The organism is Paucibacter sp. KCTC 42545, from assembly GCF_001477625.1.
Lineage (GTDB): Bacteria > Pseudomonadota > Gammaproteobacteria > Burkholderiales > Burkholderiaceae_C > Paucibacter_A.
Genome location: NZ_CP013692.1, coordinates 1 through 16,676 on the forward strand (window position 1 = coordinate 1; position 16,676 = coordinate 16,676).

General features: G+C 63.4%; 17 protein-coding genes, 1 rRNA gene and 1 other annotated feature. Of the genes, 4 read left to right on the top strand and 14 right to left on the bottom strand.

The annotated features are described in order from the left end of the window. Window positions 1-422 (top strand) — a sequence feature (23S ribosomal RNA rRNA prediction is too short). A 204-nt stretch (window positions 423-626) separates the two neighbouring features. Further along, window positions 627-739: ribosomal RNA gene (gene rrf, locus AT984_RS00010) — 5S ribosomal RNA — on the top strand. A 111-nt stretch (window positions 740-850) separates the two neighbouring features. Here rrf and AT984_RS22260 read toward each other — a convergent pair. The 4 genes from AT984_RS22260 to AT984_RS00030 form a co-directional block, all read right to left on the bottom strand. Further along, window positions 851-1,471 (bottom strand): 2'-5' RNA ligase family protein, encoded by a 621-nt coding sequence (locus AT984_RS22260; RefSeq protein ID WP_082679662.1) that lies wholly within the window; start codon window positions 1,469-1,471, stop codon window positions 851-853. Between the two features lie 17 nt (window positions 1,472-1,488). Further along, window positions 1,489-2,439 (bottom strand): MBL fold metallo-hydrolase, encoded by a 951-nt coding sequence (locus tag AT984_RS00020; protein WP_058718359.1) that lies wholly within the window; start codon window positions 2,437-2,439, stop codon window positions 1,489-1,491. After that, window positions 2,439-4,154 (bottom strand): long-chain-fatty-acid--CoA ligase, encoded by a 1,716-nt coding sequence (locus AT984_RS00025; protein ID WP_058718360.1) that lies wholly within the window; start codon window positions 4,152-4,154, stop codon window positions 2,439-2,441. The genes AT984_RS00020 and AT984_RS00025 overlap by 1 nt, the downstream gene beginning before the upstream one ends. Window positions 4,155-4,242: 88 nt before the next feature. Further along, complete coding sequence (locus tag AT984_RS00030) at window positions 4,243-4,986, bottom strand: FFLEELY motif protein (protein WP_197418205.1); 744 nt, start codon at window positions 4,984-4,986, stop codon at window positions 4,243-4,245. Window positions 4,987-5,046: 60 nt separating this feature from the next. Between AT984_RS00030 and AT984_RS00035 the strand changes: the two genes are divergently transcribed. Next, window positions 5,047-6,042 (top strand): lipase family alpha/beta hydrolase, encoded by a 996-nt coding sequence (locus tag AT984_RS00035; protein WP_058718361.1) that lies wholly within the window; start codon window positions 5,047-5,049, stop codon window positions 6,040-6,042. A gap of 72 nt (window positions 6,043-6,114) precedes the next feature. Here AT984_RS00035 and hppD read toward each other — a convergent pair whose 3' ends face one another. Further along, on the bottom strand, window positions 6,115-7,248 hold the full coding sequence (hppD, locus tag AT984_RS00040) for a 4-hydroxyphenylpyruvate dioxygenase (RefSeq protein ID WP_058718362.1): 1,134 nt from the start codon (window positions 7,246-7,248) through the stop codon (window positions 6,115-6,117). Window positions 7,249-7,434: 186 nt separating this feature from the next. Here hppD and AT984_RS00045 point away from each other — a divergent pair, with 186 nt between their 5' ends. Next, the gene (locus AT984_RS00045) at window positions 7,435-7,917 is read left to right on the top strand and encodes an Lrp/AsnC family transcriptional regulator (RefSeq protein WP_058718363.1); all 483 of its coding nucleotides are present in this window, start codon (window positions 7,435-7,437) and stop codon (window positions 7,915-7,917) included. A 45-nt stretch (window positions 7,918-7,962) separates the two neighbouring features. Here AT984_RS00045 and AT984_RS00050 read toward each other — a convergent pair whose 3' ends face one another. From AT984_RS00050 to AT984_RS00085, 8 genes are all read right to left on the bottom strand, one after another. Beyond that, complete coding sequence (locus AT984_RS00050) at window positions 7,963-8,592, bottom strand: methyltransferase domain-containing protein (RefSeq protein ID WP_231741488.1); 630 nt, start codon at window positions 8,590-8,592, stop codon at window positions 7,963-7,965. Next, window positions 8,579-9,433: an HDOD domain-containing protein gene (locus AT984_RS00055; RefSeq protein ID WP_058721958.1), complete on the bottom strand. Its 855-nt coding sequence runs from the start codon at window positions 9,431-9,433 to the stop codon at window positions 8,579-8,581. Before AT984_RS00055 ends, AT984_RS00050 begins: the two co-directional genes overlap by 14 nt. 88 nt (window positions 9,434-9,521) lie before the next feature. Continuing rightward, window positions 9,522-9,899, bottom strand: a complete 378-nt coding sequence (locus AT984_RS00060) for a TipAS antibiotic-recognition domain-containing protein (RefSeq protein ID WP_058718365.1) — start codon at window positions 9,897-9,899, stop codon at window positions 9,522-9,524. Between the two features lie 31 nt (window positions 9,900-9,930). Further along, the gene (locus AT984_RS00065; RefSeq protein WP_156421828.1) at window positions 9,931-10,200 is read right to left on the bottom strand and encodes a hypothetical protein; all 270 of its coding nucleotides are present in this window, start codon (window positions 10,198-10,200) and stop codon (window positions 9,931-9,933) included. 48 nt (window positions 10,201-10,248) lie between these two features. Continuing rightward, window positions 10,249-10,449, bottom strand: coding sequence for a hypothetical protein (locus AT984_RS00070; protein ID WP_156421829.1), 201 nt, complete (start codon window positions 10,447-10,449; stop codon window positions 10,249-10,251). Window positions 10,450-10,733: 284 nt separating this feature from the next. Continuing rightward, window positions 10,734-11,330 carry a hypothetical protein gene (locus tag AT984_RS00075; RefSeq protein ID WP_058718368.1) on the bottom strand — a complete coding sequence of 199 codons (597 nt, stop codon included), beginning with the start codon at window positions 11,328-11,330 and terminating at the stop codon, window positions 10,734-10,736. Window positions 11,331-11,484: 154 nt separating this feature from the next. Further along, the gene (gene fusA, locus AT984_RS00080; RefSeq protein ID WP_058718369.1) at window positions 11,485-13,560 is read right to left on the bottom strand and encodes an elongation factor G; all 2,076 of its coding nucleotides are present in this window, start codon (window positions 13,558-13,560) and stop codon (window positions 11,485-11,487) included. 225 nt (window positions 13,561-13,785) lie between these two features. Then, on the bottom strand, window positions 13,786-14,271 hold the full coding sequence (locus AT984_RS00085) for a CreA family protein (RefSeq protein ID WP_058718370.1): 486 nt from the start codon (window positions 14,269-14,271) through the stop codon (window positions 13,786-13,788). Between the two features lie 81 nt (window positions 14,272-14,352). On the opposite strand from AT984_RS00085, the gene AT984_RS00090 reads away from it, so the two are divergent. Then, window positions 14,353-15,963 carry a glycine betaine ABC transporter substrate-binding protein gene (locus tag AT984_RS00090; protein WP_082680261.1) on the top strand — a complete coding sequence of 537 codons (1,611 nt, stop codon included), beginning with the start codon at window positions 14,353-14,355 and terminating at the stop codon, window positions 15,961-15,963. Here the strand turns inward: AT984_RS00090 and AT984_RS00095 are convergent. After that, entirely contained in the window at window positions 15,933-16,667 is a 735-nt protein-coding gene (locus AT984_RS00095) for an ABC transporter ATP-binding protein (RefSeq protein ID WP_058718371.1), read from the bottom strand. The genes AT984_RS00090 and AT984_RS00095 overlap by 31 nt on opposite strands. Window positions 16,668-16,676 lie beyond the last annotated feature (9 nt).

Sequence of the window (16,676 nt, forward strand, 5' to 3'; positions counted from 1 at the left end):
ACGGCGGTGTTTGGCACCTCGATGTCGGCTCATCTCATCCTGGGGCTGTAGCCGGTCCCAAGGGTATGGCTGTTCGCCATTTAAAGAGGTACGTGAGCTGGGTTTAAAACGTCGTGAGACAGTTTGGTCCCTATCTTCCGTGGGCGCTGCAAGATTGAGAGAGCCTGCTCCTAGTACGAGAGGACCGGAGTGGACGCACCTCTGGTGTATCGGTTGTCACGCCAGTGGCATCGCCGAGTAGCTAAGTGCGGAAGAGATAACCGCTGAAAGCATCTAAGCGGGAAACTCGTCTCAAGATGAGTCTTGCCGGGGCCTAGAGCCCCCTGAAGGGTCGTTCGAGACCAGGACGTTGATAGGCTGGGTGTGGAAGCGCAGTAATGCGTTAAGCTAACCAGTACTAATTGCCCGTGAGGCTTGACCCTATAACTTTGACAGTTCAGAAATGAACGTGTTCAAGGATTATTGAGTAGTCAATACAAGTTATACCGTTCTTCAAAGAAGTCGGTGTTAGCGCAATCAAAAAAGCTGATTCGAGTAATATGACAAACCCTCAAACGGTGTCATAATACGACTCTACAAATTGGATCGGTTGTTCGAGCGATTGAACAGCAGATCAACCAGTTAAGCCTGATGACCATAGCGAGGCGGTCCCACTCCTTCCCATCCCGAACAGGACAGTGAAATGCCTCAGCGCCGATGATAGTGCGGATTCCCGTGTGAAAGTAGGTCATCGTCAGGCTAATATTAAGCAAAACCCCCAGCTCGTAAGAGTTGGGGGTTTTTTGCTTTGGGGCTTCGCTTTAGATTAGGCGGTAGATATTCGCGCGGCCGCTCCCTGTATGTGATGGATTCAGTATGAGCTGGCCAACGGCCATTTCTCCAGTCGTTCAAGGTGGTGTTTGCCACCATGACTGTGGATCAGCACAAATTCAGTGGCGCTCCAGGAGATTGGTCGCATCGGCTGCTTGGATATTCGCCCATGGCTGAATAGCAGCGTCATGTGCGGAGTTCCCAGTGGATGGCGTGCGAAGCCATGCTCGGCAAGCGCTTGGGAGAGTTGTTGGATCAAGGACTGAAGTCCCGGATTCCTATGTTCTTGCTGAAAGACGAGGGCACCGTGTCCCGTCAGGCTTTGCACATGGTCGAACTCAATCTGAAAGGCATTGGCGCGGACCTGCTCTGCGGCGCGCGCGGCTGCCGACACAACGCTTTTTGGTACACCGTCTGGATAGTCGCCTATGACTTGCAGCGTGAGGTGGAGATCTGCTGCGGCAATGGGCGTGTCCGTCCAGCGCTGTTGCGCAAGAAGGGCTTGGGCTCGCTCATAGATGTGCTGAGCCTGTTCCGCAGATGGGAAAAGCGCGAATAGGAGTTTGTGCCCATAGTTGTGGCCGGAATGCGTGTGTGATGCTTGCGCGCTCAGACCTGGCAGGTTGGCGTCGAAGCCGGGTAGTTTCAGTTGTTCGGCCATGCCGGGCTAAAAAGAATTCAGAGATTGATGACCGCCTCATCCTGGAGTTTGAGGGCACCCGCTTCGGCCAATTCTTGCAGAAGTGCCAAGCTCCAATCTGCGACTGACTGATCGTCGAAGTAATTCTGCCAAATGGCGACGTGAACGGTATTGCTCAATAGCCAGTTGATAAAGCCTAGTCGGCTTTGCCGTTCGATTTCGAGCAGTCGAAACTTGATCAAGGCTTTGGCGGCATGGCGGGCGTGGCGTTGGGGGTTCGCCCGAAAAAAGGCCAGGCGCTTGCGTGCAATTGCCAGTGCGGCGCTGACATCACTGAAGGCAGGGCCGTGGCCGGGAACGACGACGCGCGCGGGTAGCGAGTCGATCAGGTCCAGGGTAGCCTCAACTTCGGAGAAGCCTTGCTCACAGGCCTTGTCTGCTCGGCCTAGCGCCGGAAAGACGATGCCAAAGCCGTGCTGCCAGAGCGCAGCGGCAGAGACGAGGATGGCGGCCTCGGGTTCGAACAAAACGACGGAATGCGGGTTATGACCAGGGGCAGCATGAATCTGCCAACGGCGCCGACCCTGGATCAATTCGCTGCCCGGGCTCAGGACTTGGCTTGGCACGAAGCGCGGGCAAGTTTGACCGGTGCTGCCATAGCTCAGTCCAGCCTCGTCCCAACGTAATGCCGCGTCGAAATCACCGGGCGGAATCGCGATTGGGCAGGCGAAGTGCTGGCTCAACAAGGCATTGCCGCCGCAATGGTCGGAATGCAAATGGGTATTGGCGATCAGGCGCAGGCCTGGCTGGGCGTGATCGGCCAGCGCGTGCTGCACCAAGGCCAAAGTTTGATCGCCGTGGGTGCAGTAGCCGCTGTCGATCAGTACCGCGCCTTGCTCGTCTATACCCTGTAGCAGAAGGGAGTTAGACGAGAGCCAACCGCGCTCCAGCATGCGGACGTCGGCGGGCAGCAAGGCATGGCTGCTCATCAACTGCTGCGCAGTTCGCGGCGCAGGATCTTGCCCACATTGCTCTTGGGCAGCTCATCGCGGAATTCGATGTACTTCGGGCGCTTGTAGGCGGTCATTTGCTCTTGGCAGTAGCGGGCCAAGTCTTCCTCGGCCAAGGCCTGATCGCGCTTCACCACGAAGAGTTTGACGGCCTCGCCCGAGCGGCTGTCGTTAACGCCCACGGCGGCGCATTCGAGCACGCCTGGGTGCATGCTGACGACTTGCTCGACCTCGGTCGGGTAGACGTTGAAGCCAGAGACCAAGATCATGTCCTTCTTGCGGTCCACGATGCGGACATGGCCGGTCTCATCCATCACGCCAATATCGCCGCTCTTGAAGAAGCCGTCGGCATACATGGCTTGCGCCGTGTCTTCGGGGCGGTTCCAGTAGCCGGCCATGACCTGGGGGCCGCGGATGCAGATTTCACCGCGCACGCCGATCGGTTGATCGTGGCCGTCATCGTCACGGATGGCGATCTCGGTGGAGGGCACGGGCAGGCCGATGCTGCCGTTGAAGGCGCTGATGTCCAGGCGATTGATGGTGGCGACCGGCGCGGTCTCTGAGAGGCCGTAACCCTCCACCACGGGGCAGCCGGTGATCTTGAGCCACTTCTCGGCGGTGGCTTGTTGAACCGCCATGCCGCCGCCATTGGAGATCAGCAATTCGCTGAAGTCCAAGCGGGCAAATCGGGGCTCATTCGCCAGGGCGTTGAAGAGCGTATTGACCGCAGGAAAAATGTGCACCTTGTGGCTTTGCAAAGTGTCGATGAAACCGGGGATGTCGCGTGGATTGGGAATCAAGAGATTCATCATGCCCATGCGGGTGCCCAACATGTAGCAGGCCGTCAAGGCGAAGATGTGATACAGCGGCAGCGCGCAAACAATGGTCAGCGCTTGTTGCTGATCGCCGCGCTGCTGCAGGGCGGGCATGAACCAGGCCTCGCTTTGCAAGATATTGGCCAGCACATTGCGGTGCAGGAGCGTGGCGCCCTTGGACAAACCTGTCGTGCCGCCGGTGTACTGCAAAAAGGCCACGTCGTCGGGGCCGAGCTCAGGGCGCTTCAGATTCAGTTGGCGGCCGGCTTCCAGGGCTTTGTGAAAGCGGGTGACGCTGCGGCCCTTGTCGGTCGGCAGGCGGAACTCTGGCACCATTTTCTTCACATGGCGCACGGCGAAGTTCAGCAGCGGGCCGCGCCACCAGTTCTGCAGATCGCCCATGGATGCGATCAAGACTTGGCGCACATCTGTCTGGTCAATGACTTCTTCAAGCGTGGCGGCGAAGTTCTCCAGCACGATGATGGCCTGCGCGCCGGAGTCCTTGAGTTGATGCGCCAACTCGCGCGGGGTGTACAGCGGGTTGACGTTGACCACGATGCAGCCGGCGCGCAGCACCGCCGCGATGGCCACCATATAGGGCAGCACATTGGGCATCATGATGGCCACCCGCGCCCCTTTGGCCAGGCCTTTGCTCTGCAGCCAGGCCGCCAGTGCGGTGGCATGTGCATCGAGTTCGCCGTAGCTCAGGCGCTGGCCCATGCACTCGGCGGCATCGCGCTTGGCGTATTTGCGAAATGCCTCATCCAGCAAATCCACCAGCGAGCGGTAGACCCCGCAGTCGATCTCCGCCTGCACGCCGGGCGGGTAGCTTTTCAGCCAGGGCTTGGCGCTTGAGCTAGTGCCGTTTGATTCGGGCATTAGGCGATGGATGTCGGCGGTCGCTGTAGGCACGGGCAAAGCTCCAAAGTGGTTGGCGCCCATGGTGCGGGCAGCGGCCCGCTCCCGGCTAGGGTAATTGCCCTAGGGGCTCGTCACCTGGGAGACAGCGATTGGTCTCTAGCCGATGGACGGCGGCCTCGCTGAACAGCAGCGAGAGCAAGTTGAGTTCGCGCTGGCGGACGATGGCCAGAAAGTCGCTGGCGCCGCGCATGGCTTTGAAGGTGTCGAAGCCTTGTTCCAAAAAGCTCTGCAGCTCGGCCAGGCCGGCGGCTGCAGCCGGCCCGCGCATCAGGCGCAAGGCCTGGCGCAGCAAGGGCTTGCGGGTCAGCTCGTCGAGCGAGCGGCCCACCTCCAGCGTCAGCTCGATCTGCAGGCGCCGGTTCGCTTCATCGCCGCAGTTGAACCAGGCACGGGCATAGCGGGGCGCCGTCAATGCATCTTCGCCCAGCAAGGTAGCCATGCGGGTGTCAAAGCTTTCAGACAAGGCATGCAACTGGGCCAGCCGCGCCACGGTGGACACCACTTCATTGGGGAACAGCTTCACCATCGCCGGCACCACGCGCGCGAACTGGGCATCCCGCCGGGAGAAGTCGGCCGGGCCGTAGAGATCTTCCAGAAAAAAGCGTGCGGGTTGTGCGTAGCGGCTGGAGTTCAGCAGATCGGTGTACGTGCGCGCAAAGCGTTGCTGCTGGTAATGCTTGAGTGCCTCCACCTGGCGCGTCAGGGCCGGGTCGCCGCTGCGCAGGCTGCGGTGGCGCTCAACGTCTTGCAAATGGGCCAGGATGCTGGTGACGGAGGTTTCTGAATCCATGTGCGCCCGGGGCAGTGGTTTGCGCCTCATTGTGCCTGTGCCGGCTTTTACACTGCAGGCATGAATGCATGGATACAGCGGCTGCAATTCCTCTTGCGCCTCAGCGTGGGCCTGGGGCTTGTGGCCTACTTCGGCCAGCAAGGGCGGCCCGGTCTAGGCGTTGCCCTGGCGTTGTTGGCGGTGTTTGCCCATGTCTGGGCATCGCTGCCTTTGTTTGCGGCCCTGGCCTGGGTCAATCGCCAGCCGCAAGGCCATGGCCATGGCCCCGGCGCCTGGGAGCTATTGCAAGCCTGGTGGCGGGAGTTGCCCGCGCTGGAGCGGGTGTTTTCCTGGCGCCAGCCCTTTGCGGCCCAAGCCTTTGCGCAGAATTTGCCCCTTGCCGCCTCGTCTGATCAGCCGCCGCCTCGCCGCACTGGCGTTTTGCTGGTGCATGGCTTTTGCTGCAATCGCGGTTTGTGGAATGGCTGGATGCAGCGCTTGCAGGCCGACGGCCATCCGTATCTCGCGCTGACGCTGGAGCCCGCCTTTGGCTCGATCGACGCCTATGCCGATGCCATCGAGGCCGCGCTGCGTGAGTTGACCCTCGCCAGCGGAGGCGCGCCACCGGTGATCGTGGCCCACAGCATGGGCGGCCTGGCGGTGCGGGCTTGGTGGCGGCGCCATGGCTCGGGGGCTGTGCCTGGGGCGACGCGGGTGCGCCGGGTGCTGACCTTGGGCACACCGCATGCCGGCACCTGGTCGGCCTATATGGCGGCGGCACGCAATGCCCACCAGATGCGCTATGGCAGCCCTTGGCTGGCGCAATTGGCGGCGCAGGAGCCGGCGGACCTGGGCGCGCAGTTCGACTGCTATTTCAGCCACTGCGACCAGATCGTGTTTCCCTCCAGCTCGGCCTTGTTGCCCGGCTCGCGCGCCATCGAAATGACTGCTGTTGGGCACTTGGGCCTCGTGTTCGCACCGCGTGTGCTGGCCGACTTGCTGCAACTGCTCGGCGAAGCGCCTGCCGACGCCGCCACAACGCCCGCCGCGCATACAGCGCCCACAAAAAAGCCCTGAGGCACGTCCACCGAAGTGGCGCACATCAGGGCTTGGCATTGACGGCGCGCTGCCGCGCCGGCCTGGCCTTGTTTACTTGACGGCTTCGTCCACCTTCAAAACGCCGCGGCGGATTTGATCCAGCTCGATGCTTTCGAACAGGGCTTTGAAGTTGCCCTCGCCGAAGCCTTCATTGCCCTTGCGCTGAATCAGCTCGAAGAAGATCGGGCCGATGACTTCCTTGGAGAAAATCTGCAGCAGCAGCTCGTTCGGAGCGTCCAGGTGGGCGGCGCCGTCGATCAGGATGCGCAGGCGGCGCAGCTCATCCACATTCTCGCCATGGCCGGGCAGGCGCTTGTCGATCAGGTCGAAATAGGTCTCGATGGTGTCTTGGAACTCGACGCCGGTGGCCTTCATGCCTTCCACCGTGCTGTAGATATTGTCCGTACCCATGGCGACGTGCTGGATGCCTTCGCCGCTGTACAGGTCCAGGTACTCGGCGATCTGGCTCTTGTCGTCGCTGCTCTCGTTGATCGGGATGCGGATCTTGCCGCAAGGGCTGGTCATGGCCTTGCTCTTCAGACCGGTCAGCTTGCCTTCGATGTCGAAGTAGCGCACTTCGCGGAAGTTGAAGAAGCGCTCGTAGAACTCGGCCCATTCCTTCATGCGGCCGCGGAAGACGTTGTGCGTCAGGTGGTCGATATAGGTCAGGCCATGGCCCACGGGGTTGGCGGGCACGGCTTTGCCCTCGGCGTCGAGCAGGGGTACGAAGTCGACGTCGTAGATGCTGATATTGCCGATGGCGCCTTGCGGGGCGTCATCCTTGCCTTGCCAGCGGTCAACGAAGTAGATCAGCGAATCGCCAATGCCCTTGATGGCCGGGATGTTCAGCTCCATCGGGCCGGCCTTGTTGTCAAAGCCCCAGGCGCCCAGTTCCAGTGCGCGCTTGTAGGCTTGAGCCGCATCGTTAACGCGGAAGGCAATGGCGCAGATCGAGGGGCCGTGCAAGCGCGCGAAGCGCTGAGCGAAAGAGTCGGCCTCGGCGTTGATGATGAAGTTCACGCCGCCTTGGCGGTACAGCGTGACGTTCTTGTGGCGGTGCTTGGCCACGGCGGTGAAGCCCATGGTTTCAAACAGCTTGCCCAGTTGGGCGGGTTCGGGGGCGGCGAATTCGATGAACTCAAAGCCGTTGGTGCCCATCGGGTTGTCCCAGGGGGTGAATGCCATGTTTTGCTCCTAGATGTTTTGCGCCAGCAGAACTCGCCCCGGTGCCCGCCTTGAATGCGGCGTCAATCAATCCCGGCGGCGGCCCTGCGAAAGACTTGTGACTGTAGGGTCGGAGCTGCGCAGGATTCATGCGAACTCAGGCGTGCGCCAGCGCTGCCGCGCAGGAATCCTGCGACACTTTGCAGAATGGGAAATGAAATTCAGCTTGATGCGATTGATCGGCGCATTCTGAGAGCGTTGCAGCTTGACGGCCGCGTCACTTACGACGCCTTGGCCGAGCAAGTCAGCCTTTCCGCTTCGGCGGTGCTGCGCCGCGTGCGGCGCCTGGAAGAAAGCGGCGCCATCTCCGCCTATGTGGCCCTGGTGGCGCCCGCCAAGGTCGGCTTGGGGCTGACGGCCTACATCAATGTGCGCCTGGAAAAACACACCGAGAGCCATAAGCGCAACCCGATGGATTTGTTCCGCGCAGCGGTGCAGACCTGGCCGGAGGTGGTGGAGTGCGCGGCGCTGACCGGTGAGATGGACTATCTGCTGCGCGTGGTGGTGCAGGACATGGCGCATTACGCCCGCTTCATCACCGACACCTTGCTCAAGCACCCCAGCGTGCAAGACTGCAAAACCAGCTTTGTGCTGGATCACCTGAAGAACACCACCGCCGTGCCGGTGTGAGGGTGCGTGCTTCCCTGGGCGAGGCTTAGCTGGGCTTAGATTGGCTTAACGCTTGCGCAGCTGCACCGCCAGCTCGAACCAGCCTTGGTTGTGGGCTTGTGAGGCATAGGGCGGCGCGGGCCAATCCCAGAGCGTGGCCGGGAACAGGGCTCGCATCGCGTTGATGTCGCAGTGATAGGGCGGGCCTTCCACCACGCCCTCGCTGGCGTTGTCGCGCCGCGCCTGCATGAACAAGGCCAGTAGGTAGCCGCCGGGCTTGAGCCAGCGGTGAATCTGCGCGGCATAAGTCTGCCAATGATCCGGGTGAAGGGCGCACAAACAGGTCTGTTCGTAGACCCGGTCGAGCAGCTCCGGCGCCTGCCACTGCAGCACATCGGCCAGCTCCACCCGGCCCGGCAGTTGGCCCAGCTTGGCGCGCGCAATCTCCACGGCGGCGGGGGTGTAGTCCAGCCCGATGGCGGCCACGCCAGCTTCGCCCAGCGCCACCAGCTCATGGCCGCGGCCGCAGCCCGGCACCAGGATGCTCATGCCGGGGCGAATCACGCCGGCCGTCAGCCACTGCAGCAATTGCGGATGCGGTGCGCCGCGGTCCCAGGCGGTCTGGCCGCTGGCGAAACGTTCTTTCCAAAATTCGGGGCTGGGGCCGGCCATGGTGGGTCTTTCAGTCAAATTCATGCAAGAGATTCAGGGTGGCTTGGTTGCCGAGCTTGAGCAGGTCGGCAATCTCGCAGACGTCATCGGGAACGGCCTCGTTGTCCCAACCGTCCGCCGTGTGGCGCGCCACGCGGATGGCCAGCTTGACGCATTGCACCTGTGGGTCGTGCTCGCGCGTGTCGTCGATGATGTTTTGCAGCAGCTCCGGCAGATGCCACTCGCGCAGCAAGGCGCGCTCCAGATCAGCCAGCTCGATATTGAGCACCTGGCGCTGCACCTCGGCGCTGCGCAGCTGCGGGTTGGCCAATTGGCGACGGCGCATCTCTTGCGCCAACTCGGGCGCATGCACCCACAGCAGCATTTCGGCGAAGTCGTGCAAAAGCGCGGCGCTGTGAATCACCGGCGCATCCGGGTCGAGCCGGTGCACCGCAAAGCTCAAGGCCATGTGGGCGGCACGATCGGCGCGGCGCAGCACACGCTGCAAGCCTTCCAGCGCCCAGGGCTGCAGGGCCAGGCGCTCCTCCACCACCGCTTGCGGGCCGAAGGCGCGGAAGAAGGGCGTGATGCCCATCAGCACCAGGGCCGCGATGACGGTCTCGGCATCGGTCTGCACATGGCTCGAAGCCTGGCCAGCACGTTGCTGGGCCACATGGGCCAGCACCTTCAAGCTCATCAGCGGGTCGCTGCCCATCATTTCGCCGAGGTTGTTGGCATCGGCCGCATCCTCGTTGGCGCGCATCAGCTCGAGGTGATCGGCGGTTTCGGCCAGCACCGGAATTTCAGTGGCACTGAAAAATGCCACCCAACTGGCCAGGTCCGGCAGGGCCTGGCGCAAGGGTGGCAAGGGAAGAGGATCTGACATGGCGGTGATGTCCCGGGCGGCGATGCTGCGCATATGTTGAATGCGTCATCCTATCGCGGCCTCACCTGCGCCGGATCACGACCGCCAGCTAGAGCATTTGATGCGCGTGGGCTGCCATGGCTTCACGCAAGAATCTCACCATATTCGGGTGGTAGCTGTTGTGGAAGTTGCGCATCTCGGTGTTCTCAGCATAGAACAAAGCCATACCGATGTAAGCCTGTTTGCTGGGGCGGAAGAAGCGGCTGGCAATGGCGTAGTGCTGGGCCATCAGCGCCTGAACCTCATCCGCTTGGGCGGGGCTGCGGTCCACCAGCTGGGCCAGCCGTTGGTAGAGCGCGTCCCAGTCGGCATGCGCTTGGCGCTTGTCGACATGGGACCACTGCGCGGTGCTGGCCAGTGAGTGGTTTTGTTCCTCGATCAAGGCCTGGCGGCATTGATCGAGTTCCTCGGCATAGGAGTTTTGCATCGCCTTCTTGATAGGTCCGTTTGGGTTTGCTTCACAGCCGCGTCACGCCAGGCAAGGTGCCCAGCAAATGGCCATCCACATACAGCGCGCCTTCGGGGGCGGCGGCCTCGCTGTAGAACTCCAGCTCGGGCTTGCCGCGGCGGCCGCCGCGGTGCAGGCGCTGCAGCCGACAGGCCAGGCGGGTCAGCAAGGCGCTGGCCCACAGCAAGGTAGTGACCAGGCGCAGGCGCCAGGCTTGGTGGGTGATGAGGCAGCTCTCGCGGCTGTCGTGAGCGCCGTGCAAGTCTCTCAATCTCAACATGATTCTTCTCCTGAGGCGGTGAGCGCTTGCCGCACCGCGTGATTGGCGTCAGGGACAGCGGTCGGGCCGGCCCAGGGCTTCAATTTGTTGGCGCAGCTCAATCTGCGCGCGTTGGCGTTTGGCCGCCTGGCTGCTGCCATGGCGGCCGGCCTGGCGCATCAGCGCCGGGGCCACCAGGGGATTTCGCGGCTTGCGCAGCTTGAGCAAGGCAGGGCCGCCCAAGGGGCGTGGAGAGGTGAACTGAGGCATGGCAAATTCCTTTTCAGGCAATGCAGCGGCGCAACTGCAGCGCGGCAGCGTGTTTCAAGAGATCAGGACGAGAGAGCGAAAAGCGCAGGCCATGCCGCGGCTGAACCGGGGGTATCGGCGAGATGGCGTGCGGTCAATGCGGCACTCAGAACAGAGCGCAGCGGGTGTTGCTGGGATGGCGCGACTTCGTTGCGATGTGCGTCATCACAACTTGCGCAAATGATAAACGTTTGTTTATCTTACGCAAGTTGTATTTATCACAAAGTGCTGGCGCTGGTTTTGACCTAGCGCTTCTTTGGCTTGAGTGGCGCGATGCCTTGTTGCAAGCGTCGCCACTCGTCCAGTTCGGCGGCACCGCCTGCAGGTGCTGCGGTGCCGGGCGCCGCGATGCCCTTGGCCAGGGCCTTCACAGGCGTTGGCTTGGGCGACGGTGGGGCAGCCGGCGTGGCCGCAGGCGGCGTCAGCACCTCGCCCAGCAGGTCCAGCAAACGGGTGCGGGCGCGTTGCGGATGGCGGCGGTAGTAGGTCAGAACCAGGCCGACGATAAAGCGTTCATCATCATCCTGGGGCAGGCTAGGCATCTCCTCCTGGGCTGCAATTTTTCCCGCTGGCGGGGTGGCCTGGGGCTGGTCCATCCAGTAGGGCGGCTTGTGAAACAGCTGCTCAAACTGGCGCGCCAGGCGTTCGCCGATCTGGCGTGAGCGGCTCTTGATCTGGCTCCAGTAGCTGGGTTGGATCTGCAAACGTTCGGCGAAGCGCCGCTCCAGCCCGCGCAGGGTGGCCGGGTCGGGGTGCTTGACGGAGAGGGCAACGAATTCTTCGAATAGGCGCATCGCGTTGTCCAAACGGACTTGCGCGACGTCCACGGGGGAGGAGGTCATGCCCCAATGATAAAGCGAGGACATGCTGCGGCGCTGCGGCAGGTGCTTTCCGGGATCAGGTCAAGGCAGGGCCAAGGCCTGATGAAGTACCGCCAACGAGAGGCCTGGCCGCCGTCCCTCCGCGCCATTGCGGCGCTGCGCTGGCGCACTCGGCCTACTCTTCCTCGCTGACCTTGTGCGCCGCCATCAGGGCCGCTTGCGTATTCGGCGGCACAGGCTCGTAATGCGATAACTCAACGGTGTAGCGGCCCTGGCCGCTGGTCATGGCATTGAGTCGGGTCTGGTAGCTGGACAGCTCGGCCAGCGGTGCCAGGCCCTGCACGATGATGCGATCAGGTACCGGGTTGCGTGTGCCATTGACTTGGCCGCGCCGCGCCGCGAGGTCGCCGGTGATGTCGCCAATTGCGGCGGCCGGTGTGGTGATCTCTAGCGTCACCATCGGCTCCAGCACCAGCGGGCGGGCTTCGCGCACGGCCACCATCAGGGCGCGTTTTCCCGCGGTGACGAAGGCGATTTCCTTGCTGTCCACCGAATGGTGTTTGCCGTCGAACACGGTGACGCGCAAGTCCACCAGCGGGTAGCCCGCCACCACGCCTGCCGCGAGGCCAGCGCGCACGCCTTTCTCAACCGCCGGCATGAATTGGCCAGGGATGGTGCCGCCTTTGACCGCATCCACGAACTCAAAGCCGCCGCCGCGCGGCAAGGGCTCGATGCGCAGATAGACCTCGCCAAACTGGCCGGCCCCGCCGCTTTGCTTTTTGTGGCGGTAATGGCCTTCGGCCGCTGCCGCAATGGTTTCGCGGTAGGCCACCCGTGGCGGGTGGGTGATGACTTCGAAGCGGTAGCTCTCACGCAGGCGTTCCAGCAGCATGCGCAGATGTAAGCCGCCCAGGCCGAAGATGACGGTCTCGCCGGTCTGGCCGTCGCGATCGATCTTCAGGCAAGGGTCTTCCTCGGCCAGGCGGTGCAGGGTCTCCCACAGGCGCTGCTCGTCGCCATGGCGGGCCGGCGCGATGGCCAGGCCGTGCACAGGTTGCGGGAACTCCAGCGGGGCGAGGTGGATGTGCTCGTCCTCGGGCGCGTCATGCAGCACGGCGTCGTAAACCAATTCATCGATCTTGGCCACGGCGCACAACTCGCCCGGCAGCACCCGGTCCACCTCGATGTGCTTGGCGCCTTGCAAAAGGAAGAGGTGGCCGATGCGCACCGGCTTGCGCGCATGGCCGACGAAGAGCTGGCTGTTGCGGCTCAGCGTGCCCTGGTGCACCCGCAACATGCCGAGCTTGCCCAGATATGGGTCAGAGTTGACCTTGAACACATGGGCCAACACATGGGCGCCGGGCTCGGGTCGCAGCACCAGGGCTTCGGCGTCCGCGCCTTCGCCACGCACAAAGCGGGCCGGGTTGCCCTCGGCCGGGTTGGGCAGCAGGTGGCCGATGATGGCCAGCAACTCCGCCACGCCCGCGCCGCTGCGCGCCGAGGTGAAGCAGACGGGGATCAGATGGCCCTCACGCAGAGCCTGCTCCAGCGGTTCGTGCAACTCGCGCGGATCCACATCGCCATCGTTGAGGTAGCGGTCAACAAAGGCGGCATCCACCTCCACCACTTGCTCCACCAGCGCGCGGTGAGCCTCGGCGACGCTGGAGAAATCGGCCGCGCCGCTGCTGGCGAAAAAGCAATCCTGCACGCGGCGCCCGCCATCGGCCGGCAAATTGAGTGGCAGGCATTCGCGCCCGAACACTTCTTGCAATTGCGCCAGCAGGGCCGGCAGGTTCAGCTCGGCCGCATCGATCTTGTTGATCGCAATCAACCGGCACAGGCCGCGCTGGCCGGCCGCTTCCAGCATGCGCGAGGCCATCAACTCCAGGCCGTTCTGCGCGTTGATGACGATCACCGCCGAGTCCACCGCTTCCAGCGCGGGCAGAGATTGGCCGATGAAGTCGGGCGCACCGGGGGTGTCGATGGCGTGGATGCGCAGGCCGGCGTGATCCATGTGGACCAGGCTGGCATAGAGCGAGTGCTGCAGGCGACGCTCCAGCGCATCGAAGTCGCTGACCGTGTTGCCGCGCTCGACCGTGCCTGCCTGCGCGATCACGCCGCTGTGTTGCAGCAAGGCCTCCAGCAGCGTGGTCTTGCCCGAGGCCGCTGCCCCGAGCAGGGCCAGGCTGCGGATGCCGCTCACATCAGCAGGCGAGGGCGCCTGCGCTGCACTGGAAAGAGGGCTGGGCATGGGCGGCTCCTTTTTGCTGGCATCACGGTGTTGCGGTCGAACGCCCCAGCGTAAGTGAAGCCTTGCGGGCTTTCAAGCCCCATTTCGCAAGTCGCTGTTCGCTCACGGATCGGCGCGCTCATCCACGCAGCCCCGGCCCGCCGGCTGCGGTGATGTGCCTTCACTTCGGCCCTCTTGCGGCCTCCATGTTGACGGTGAACGTCGGCAATCGGCCCGGCGTGCGGTCTACTTGAGCGGGATGGGGCTGGCTTTGTCCACCGGCACGGCCGTCACGCTGTTTTGCGGTGAGCCTTCGATGACGCGGTCGGAGTAGCTCAGGTAGACCAGGGTGTTGCGTTTGGCGTCAACCATGCGCACCACGCGCAGGCGCTTGAACACCAGCGAGGCGCGCTCGCTGAACACCTCTTCTTGCTTGGGCAAGGGCTTGGCGAAGCTGATGGTGCCGGTCTGGCGGCAGGCGATGGAGGCCTCGGACTTGTCTTCCGCCAGCCCCAGGGCTCCCGAAACGCCGCCGGTCTTGGCGCGGGACACATAGCAGGTGACGCCTGGCACCTTGGGGTCGTCGTAGGCGGTGACCACGATTTTGTGATCCGGGCCAATCAGCTTGAACACGGTGTCGACTTCGCCCACTGGGTCGGCGCGCAGGCTGGGGGCGGCCGTCAGCAGCAAGGCGGCGGCCACGGCAAGCAAGGAAGGGAATGCGTGTTTCATGGGCGGGTAAGTCTGGTCGCGGAGAGTGGGGGCAGTATCTCCGAGCGCTGCTCAAAGGTTTCAGCCTTTATGCTGCGTGCCATGAGCCACCCGTCGCATGCTGTGCTGCGCGCGCCCCTGCGAGGCTGGGCGTTGTTGGGCGTTTTGGGCATTTTTGGCGTGTGGCTCTTGATGCTTTTTGGGGCGTCAGCAGCGCTCGCCGAGCCCGAGCCGCTGCGCATAGGCTCCAAGCGTTTCACGGAGAGCTACATCCTGGCCGAGGTGCTGGCGCAGACCGTGCAGGCTGGCAGTGTGGGCAGTCGGGTTGAAATCAAGCAAGGCCTGGGCAACACAGCCATCGTTTACGCGGCCTTGCAGGCCGGCAGCATCGATATCTATCCCGAGTACTTGGGCACGGTGAACCGCGAGATTCTCAAGAACACCGGGCCCACCGATCTCGCTACCCTGCGCGCCCAACTCAAGCCCCTGGGTTTGGGCCTGGACATTGCCCTGGGCTTCAACAACGGCTATGCCTTGGCGGTGCGCGCGGATGTGGCGCAGCGCCTGGGTTTAACCAAGCTCTCCGATCTGGCCCATCAGCCGGGGTTGCGCCTGGGCCTCAGCAATGAGTTCATCGGCCGTGCCGACGGTTGGCCGGGCTTGGCGCAGCGCTATGGCTTGAAGCAAAAGCCGCAAGGCCTGGATCACGGCCTGGCCTTCGAAGCCATCGCGGCCGGCCAGGTGGATGTGATCGACATCTACACCACCGACGCCAAGATCGCCCAGCAAGGCCTGCGCTTGCTGCAAGACGATGGCGCTTACTTTGCGCGTTATGACGCGATGCTGCTGTACCGGCTGGACCTGCCGCAGCGCCACCCCGAAGCCTGGGCAAAGCTGCAAAGCCTGCGTGGCCGCATCGACGAGGCGGCGATGATCCGCATGAATGCCCAAGCGGAATTGCAGGGGCAGGGCTTTGCCGCGATTGCCAAGGAATTCCTGGCGGCTGGGCCGGCGCCTGCGCAGCCCGTACCTTCCGTCTTGCCCGGCTCTGCTGTTGCGGCCAATAGCTATTGGGCCAAGCTCACCGGCCCGGATCTGGGTCGATTGACTTGGCAGCATCTGAGCCTGGTTTTGGGTGCCGTGGGCCTGGCGGGCTTGCTGGGCATTCCCTTGGCCACCTGGGTGGCGCCGCATGCGCGGCTGCGCGGTCTTGTGCTGGGCGCCACGGGCCTGATGCAAACCGTGCCGGCGCTGGCGCTGTTGGCCGTGTTGATCTCGGCCTTCAATCAGATCGGCACCTTGCCCGCCTTGCTGGCGCTGACGCTCTATGCCTTGCTACCCATCATGCGCAATACCTGCACCGGCTTGGCCGAAGTGCCGGCAGGCTTGCGCTTGGCCGGCATGGCGATGGGTTTCACGACCTGGCAGCGCCTGCGCTTGATTGACTTGCCGCTGGCAGCGCCAGTGATCTTGGCTGGCCTGCGCACCGCCACCAGCATTGCCGTGGGCACGGCCACCATCGCCGCCTTCATCGGCGCGGGAGGCTATGGCGAACGCATCGTCACCGGCTTGGCGCTCAACGACCGCGGCTTGCTGCTGGCTGGCGCTTTGCCGGCTGCGCTGCTGGCGCTGGCGTTCGAGGGCTTGTTTGCTCTTCTTGCCCGCCAGCTGCGGCGCCCGGATCAGGCGGGCTTTTTGGCCGCACCCAGATAGGTTTCGATCACACGGGGGTCGCGCGCCAACTCATTGGCCGGGCCTTGCAAACCGATTTCGCCGGTCTCCAGCACATAGCCGTAGTCGGCCACTTCCAGCGCGGCGCGGGCGTTCTGCTCGATCAGCAGGATGGACACGCCGGTATCGCGCAGGCGCGCGACGATGCGGAAAATCTCTTTCACCACCAGCGGCGCCAAGCCCAGGCTGGGCTCGTCCAGCATCAGCACGCGGGGCTGCGCCATCAGGGCGCGGCCCACGGCCAGCATTTGCCGCTCGCCGCCCGATAAGGTGCCGGCCAATTGCTCACTCCGCTCTTTCAGGCGCGGGAACAGGGCGTAGACCTTGTCCAGGCCCTCGCGCCAGTCCTGCTGGCCCAGGCGCATGGGCCGGTAGCCGCCGAGGATCAGGTTGTCTGCCACGCTCATGGTGGTGAAGAGCTCGCGCTTTTCGGGCACCAGGGCCAAGCCCTTCATCACCCGCTCTTCCAAGCCCAGGGTGCTGATGTCCTCGCCGTCCAGCAAGACCTGACCCTTGGCGGGCAGCACGCCCATCAAGGCGTTCAGCGTGGTGCTCTTGCCCGCGCCGTTGGGGCCGATCACGGTCACCACCGCGCCTTCGGGCAGGTTCAGGCTGAGATTGCTCAGCACCTCGGCGCGGCCGTAGCCGGCGTGCAGGCCCTTCACATCAAGAAGTAATTTGCTCATCTGACGGTG

Coding starts and splice junctions, on each gene's coding strand:
- AT984_RS00090 (WP_082680261.1), top strand. CDS start 14,353: ATGAGCCACCCGTCGCATGCTGTGCTGCGCGCGCCCCTGCGAGGCTGG.
- AT984_RS00095 (WP_058718371.1), bottom strand. CDS start 16,667: ATGAGCAAATTACTTCTTGATGTGAAGGGCCTGCACGCCGGCTACGGC.
- AT984_RS00025 (WP_058718360.1), bottom strand. CDS start 4,154: ATGCCCGAATCAAACGGCACTAGCTCAAGCGCCAAGCCCTGGCTGAAA.
- AT984_RS00045 (WP_058718363.1), top strand. CDS start 7,435: ATGGGAAATGAAATTCAGCTTGATGCGATTGATCGGCGCATTCTGAGA.
- hppD (WP_058718362.1), bottom strand. CDS start 7,248: ATGGCATTCACCCCCTGGGACAACCCGATGGGCACCAACGGCTTTGAG.
- AT984_RS00075 (WP_058718368.1), bottom strand. CDS start 11,330: ATGACCTCCTCCCCCGTGGACGTCGCGCAAGTCCGTTTGGACAACGCG.
- AT984_RS00055 (WP_058721958.1), bottom strand. CDS start 9,433: ATGTCAGATCCTCTTCCCTTGCCACCCTTGCGCCAGGCCCTGCCGGAC.
- fusA (WP_058718369.1), bottom strand. CDS start 13,560: ATGCCCAGCCCTCTTTCCAGTGCAGCGCAGGCGCCCTCGCCTGCTGAT.
- AT984_RS00060 (WP_058718365.1), bottom strand. CDS start 9,899: ATGCAAAACTCCTATGCCGAGGAACTCGATCAATGCCGCCAGGCCTTG.
- AT984_RS00065 (WP_156421828.1), bottom strand. CDS start 10,200: ATGTTGAGATTGAGAGACTTGCACGGCGCTCACGACAGCCGCGAGAGC.
- AT984_RS00085 (WP_058718370.1), bottom strand. CDS start 14,271: ATGAAACACGCATTCCCTTCCTTGCTTGCCGTGGCCGCCGCCTTGCTG.
- AT984_RS00020 (WP_058718359.1), bottom strand. CDS start 2,439: ATGAGCAGCCATGCCTTGCTGCCCGCCGACGTCCGCATGCTGGAGCGC.
- AT984_RS00050 (WP_231741488.1), bottom strand. CDS start 8,592: ATGAATTTGACTGAAAGACCCACCATGGCCGGCCCCAGCCCCGAATTT.
- AT984_RS00030 (WP_197418205.1), bottom strand. CDS start 4,986: ATGGATTCAGAAACCTCCGTCACCAGCATCCTGGCCCATTTGCAAGAC.
- AT984_RS22260 (WP_082679662.1), bottom strand. CDS start 1,471: ATGGCCGAACAACTGAAACTACCCGGCTTCGACGCCAACCTGCCAGGT.
- AT984_RS00035 (WP_058718361.1), top strand. CDS start 5,047: ATGAATGCATGGATACAGCGGCTGCAATTCCTCTTGCGCCTCAGCGTG.
- AT984_RS00070 (WP_156421829.1), bottom strand. CDS start 10,449: ATGCCTCAGTTCACCTCTCCACGCCCCTTGGGCGGCCCTGCCTTGCTC.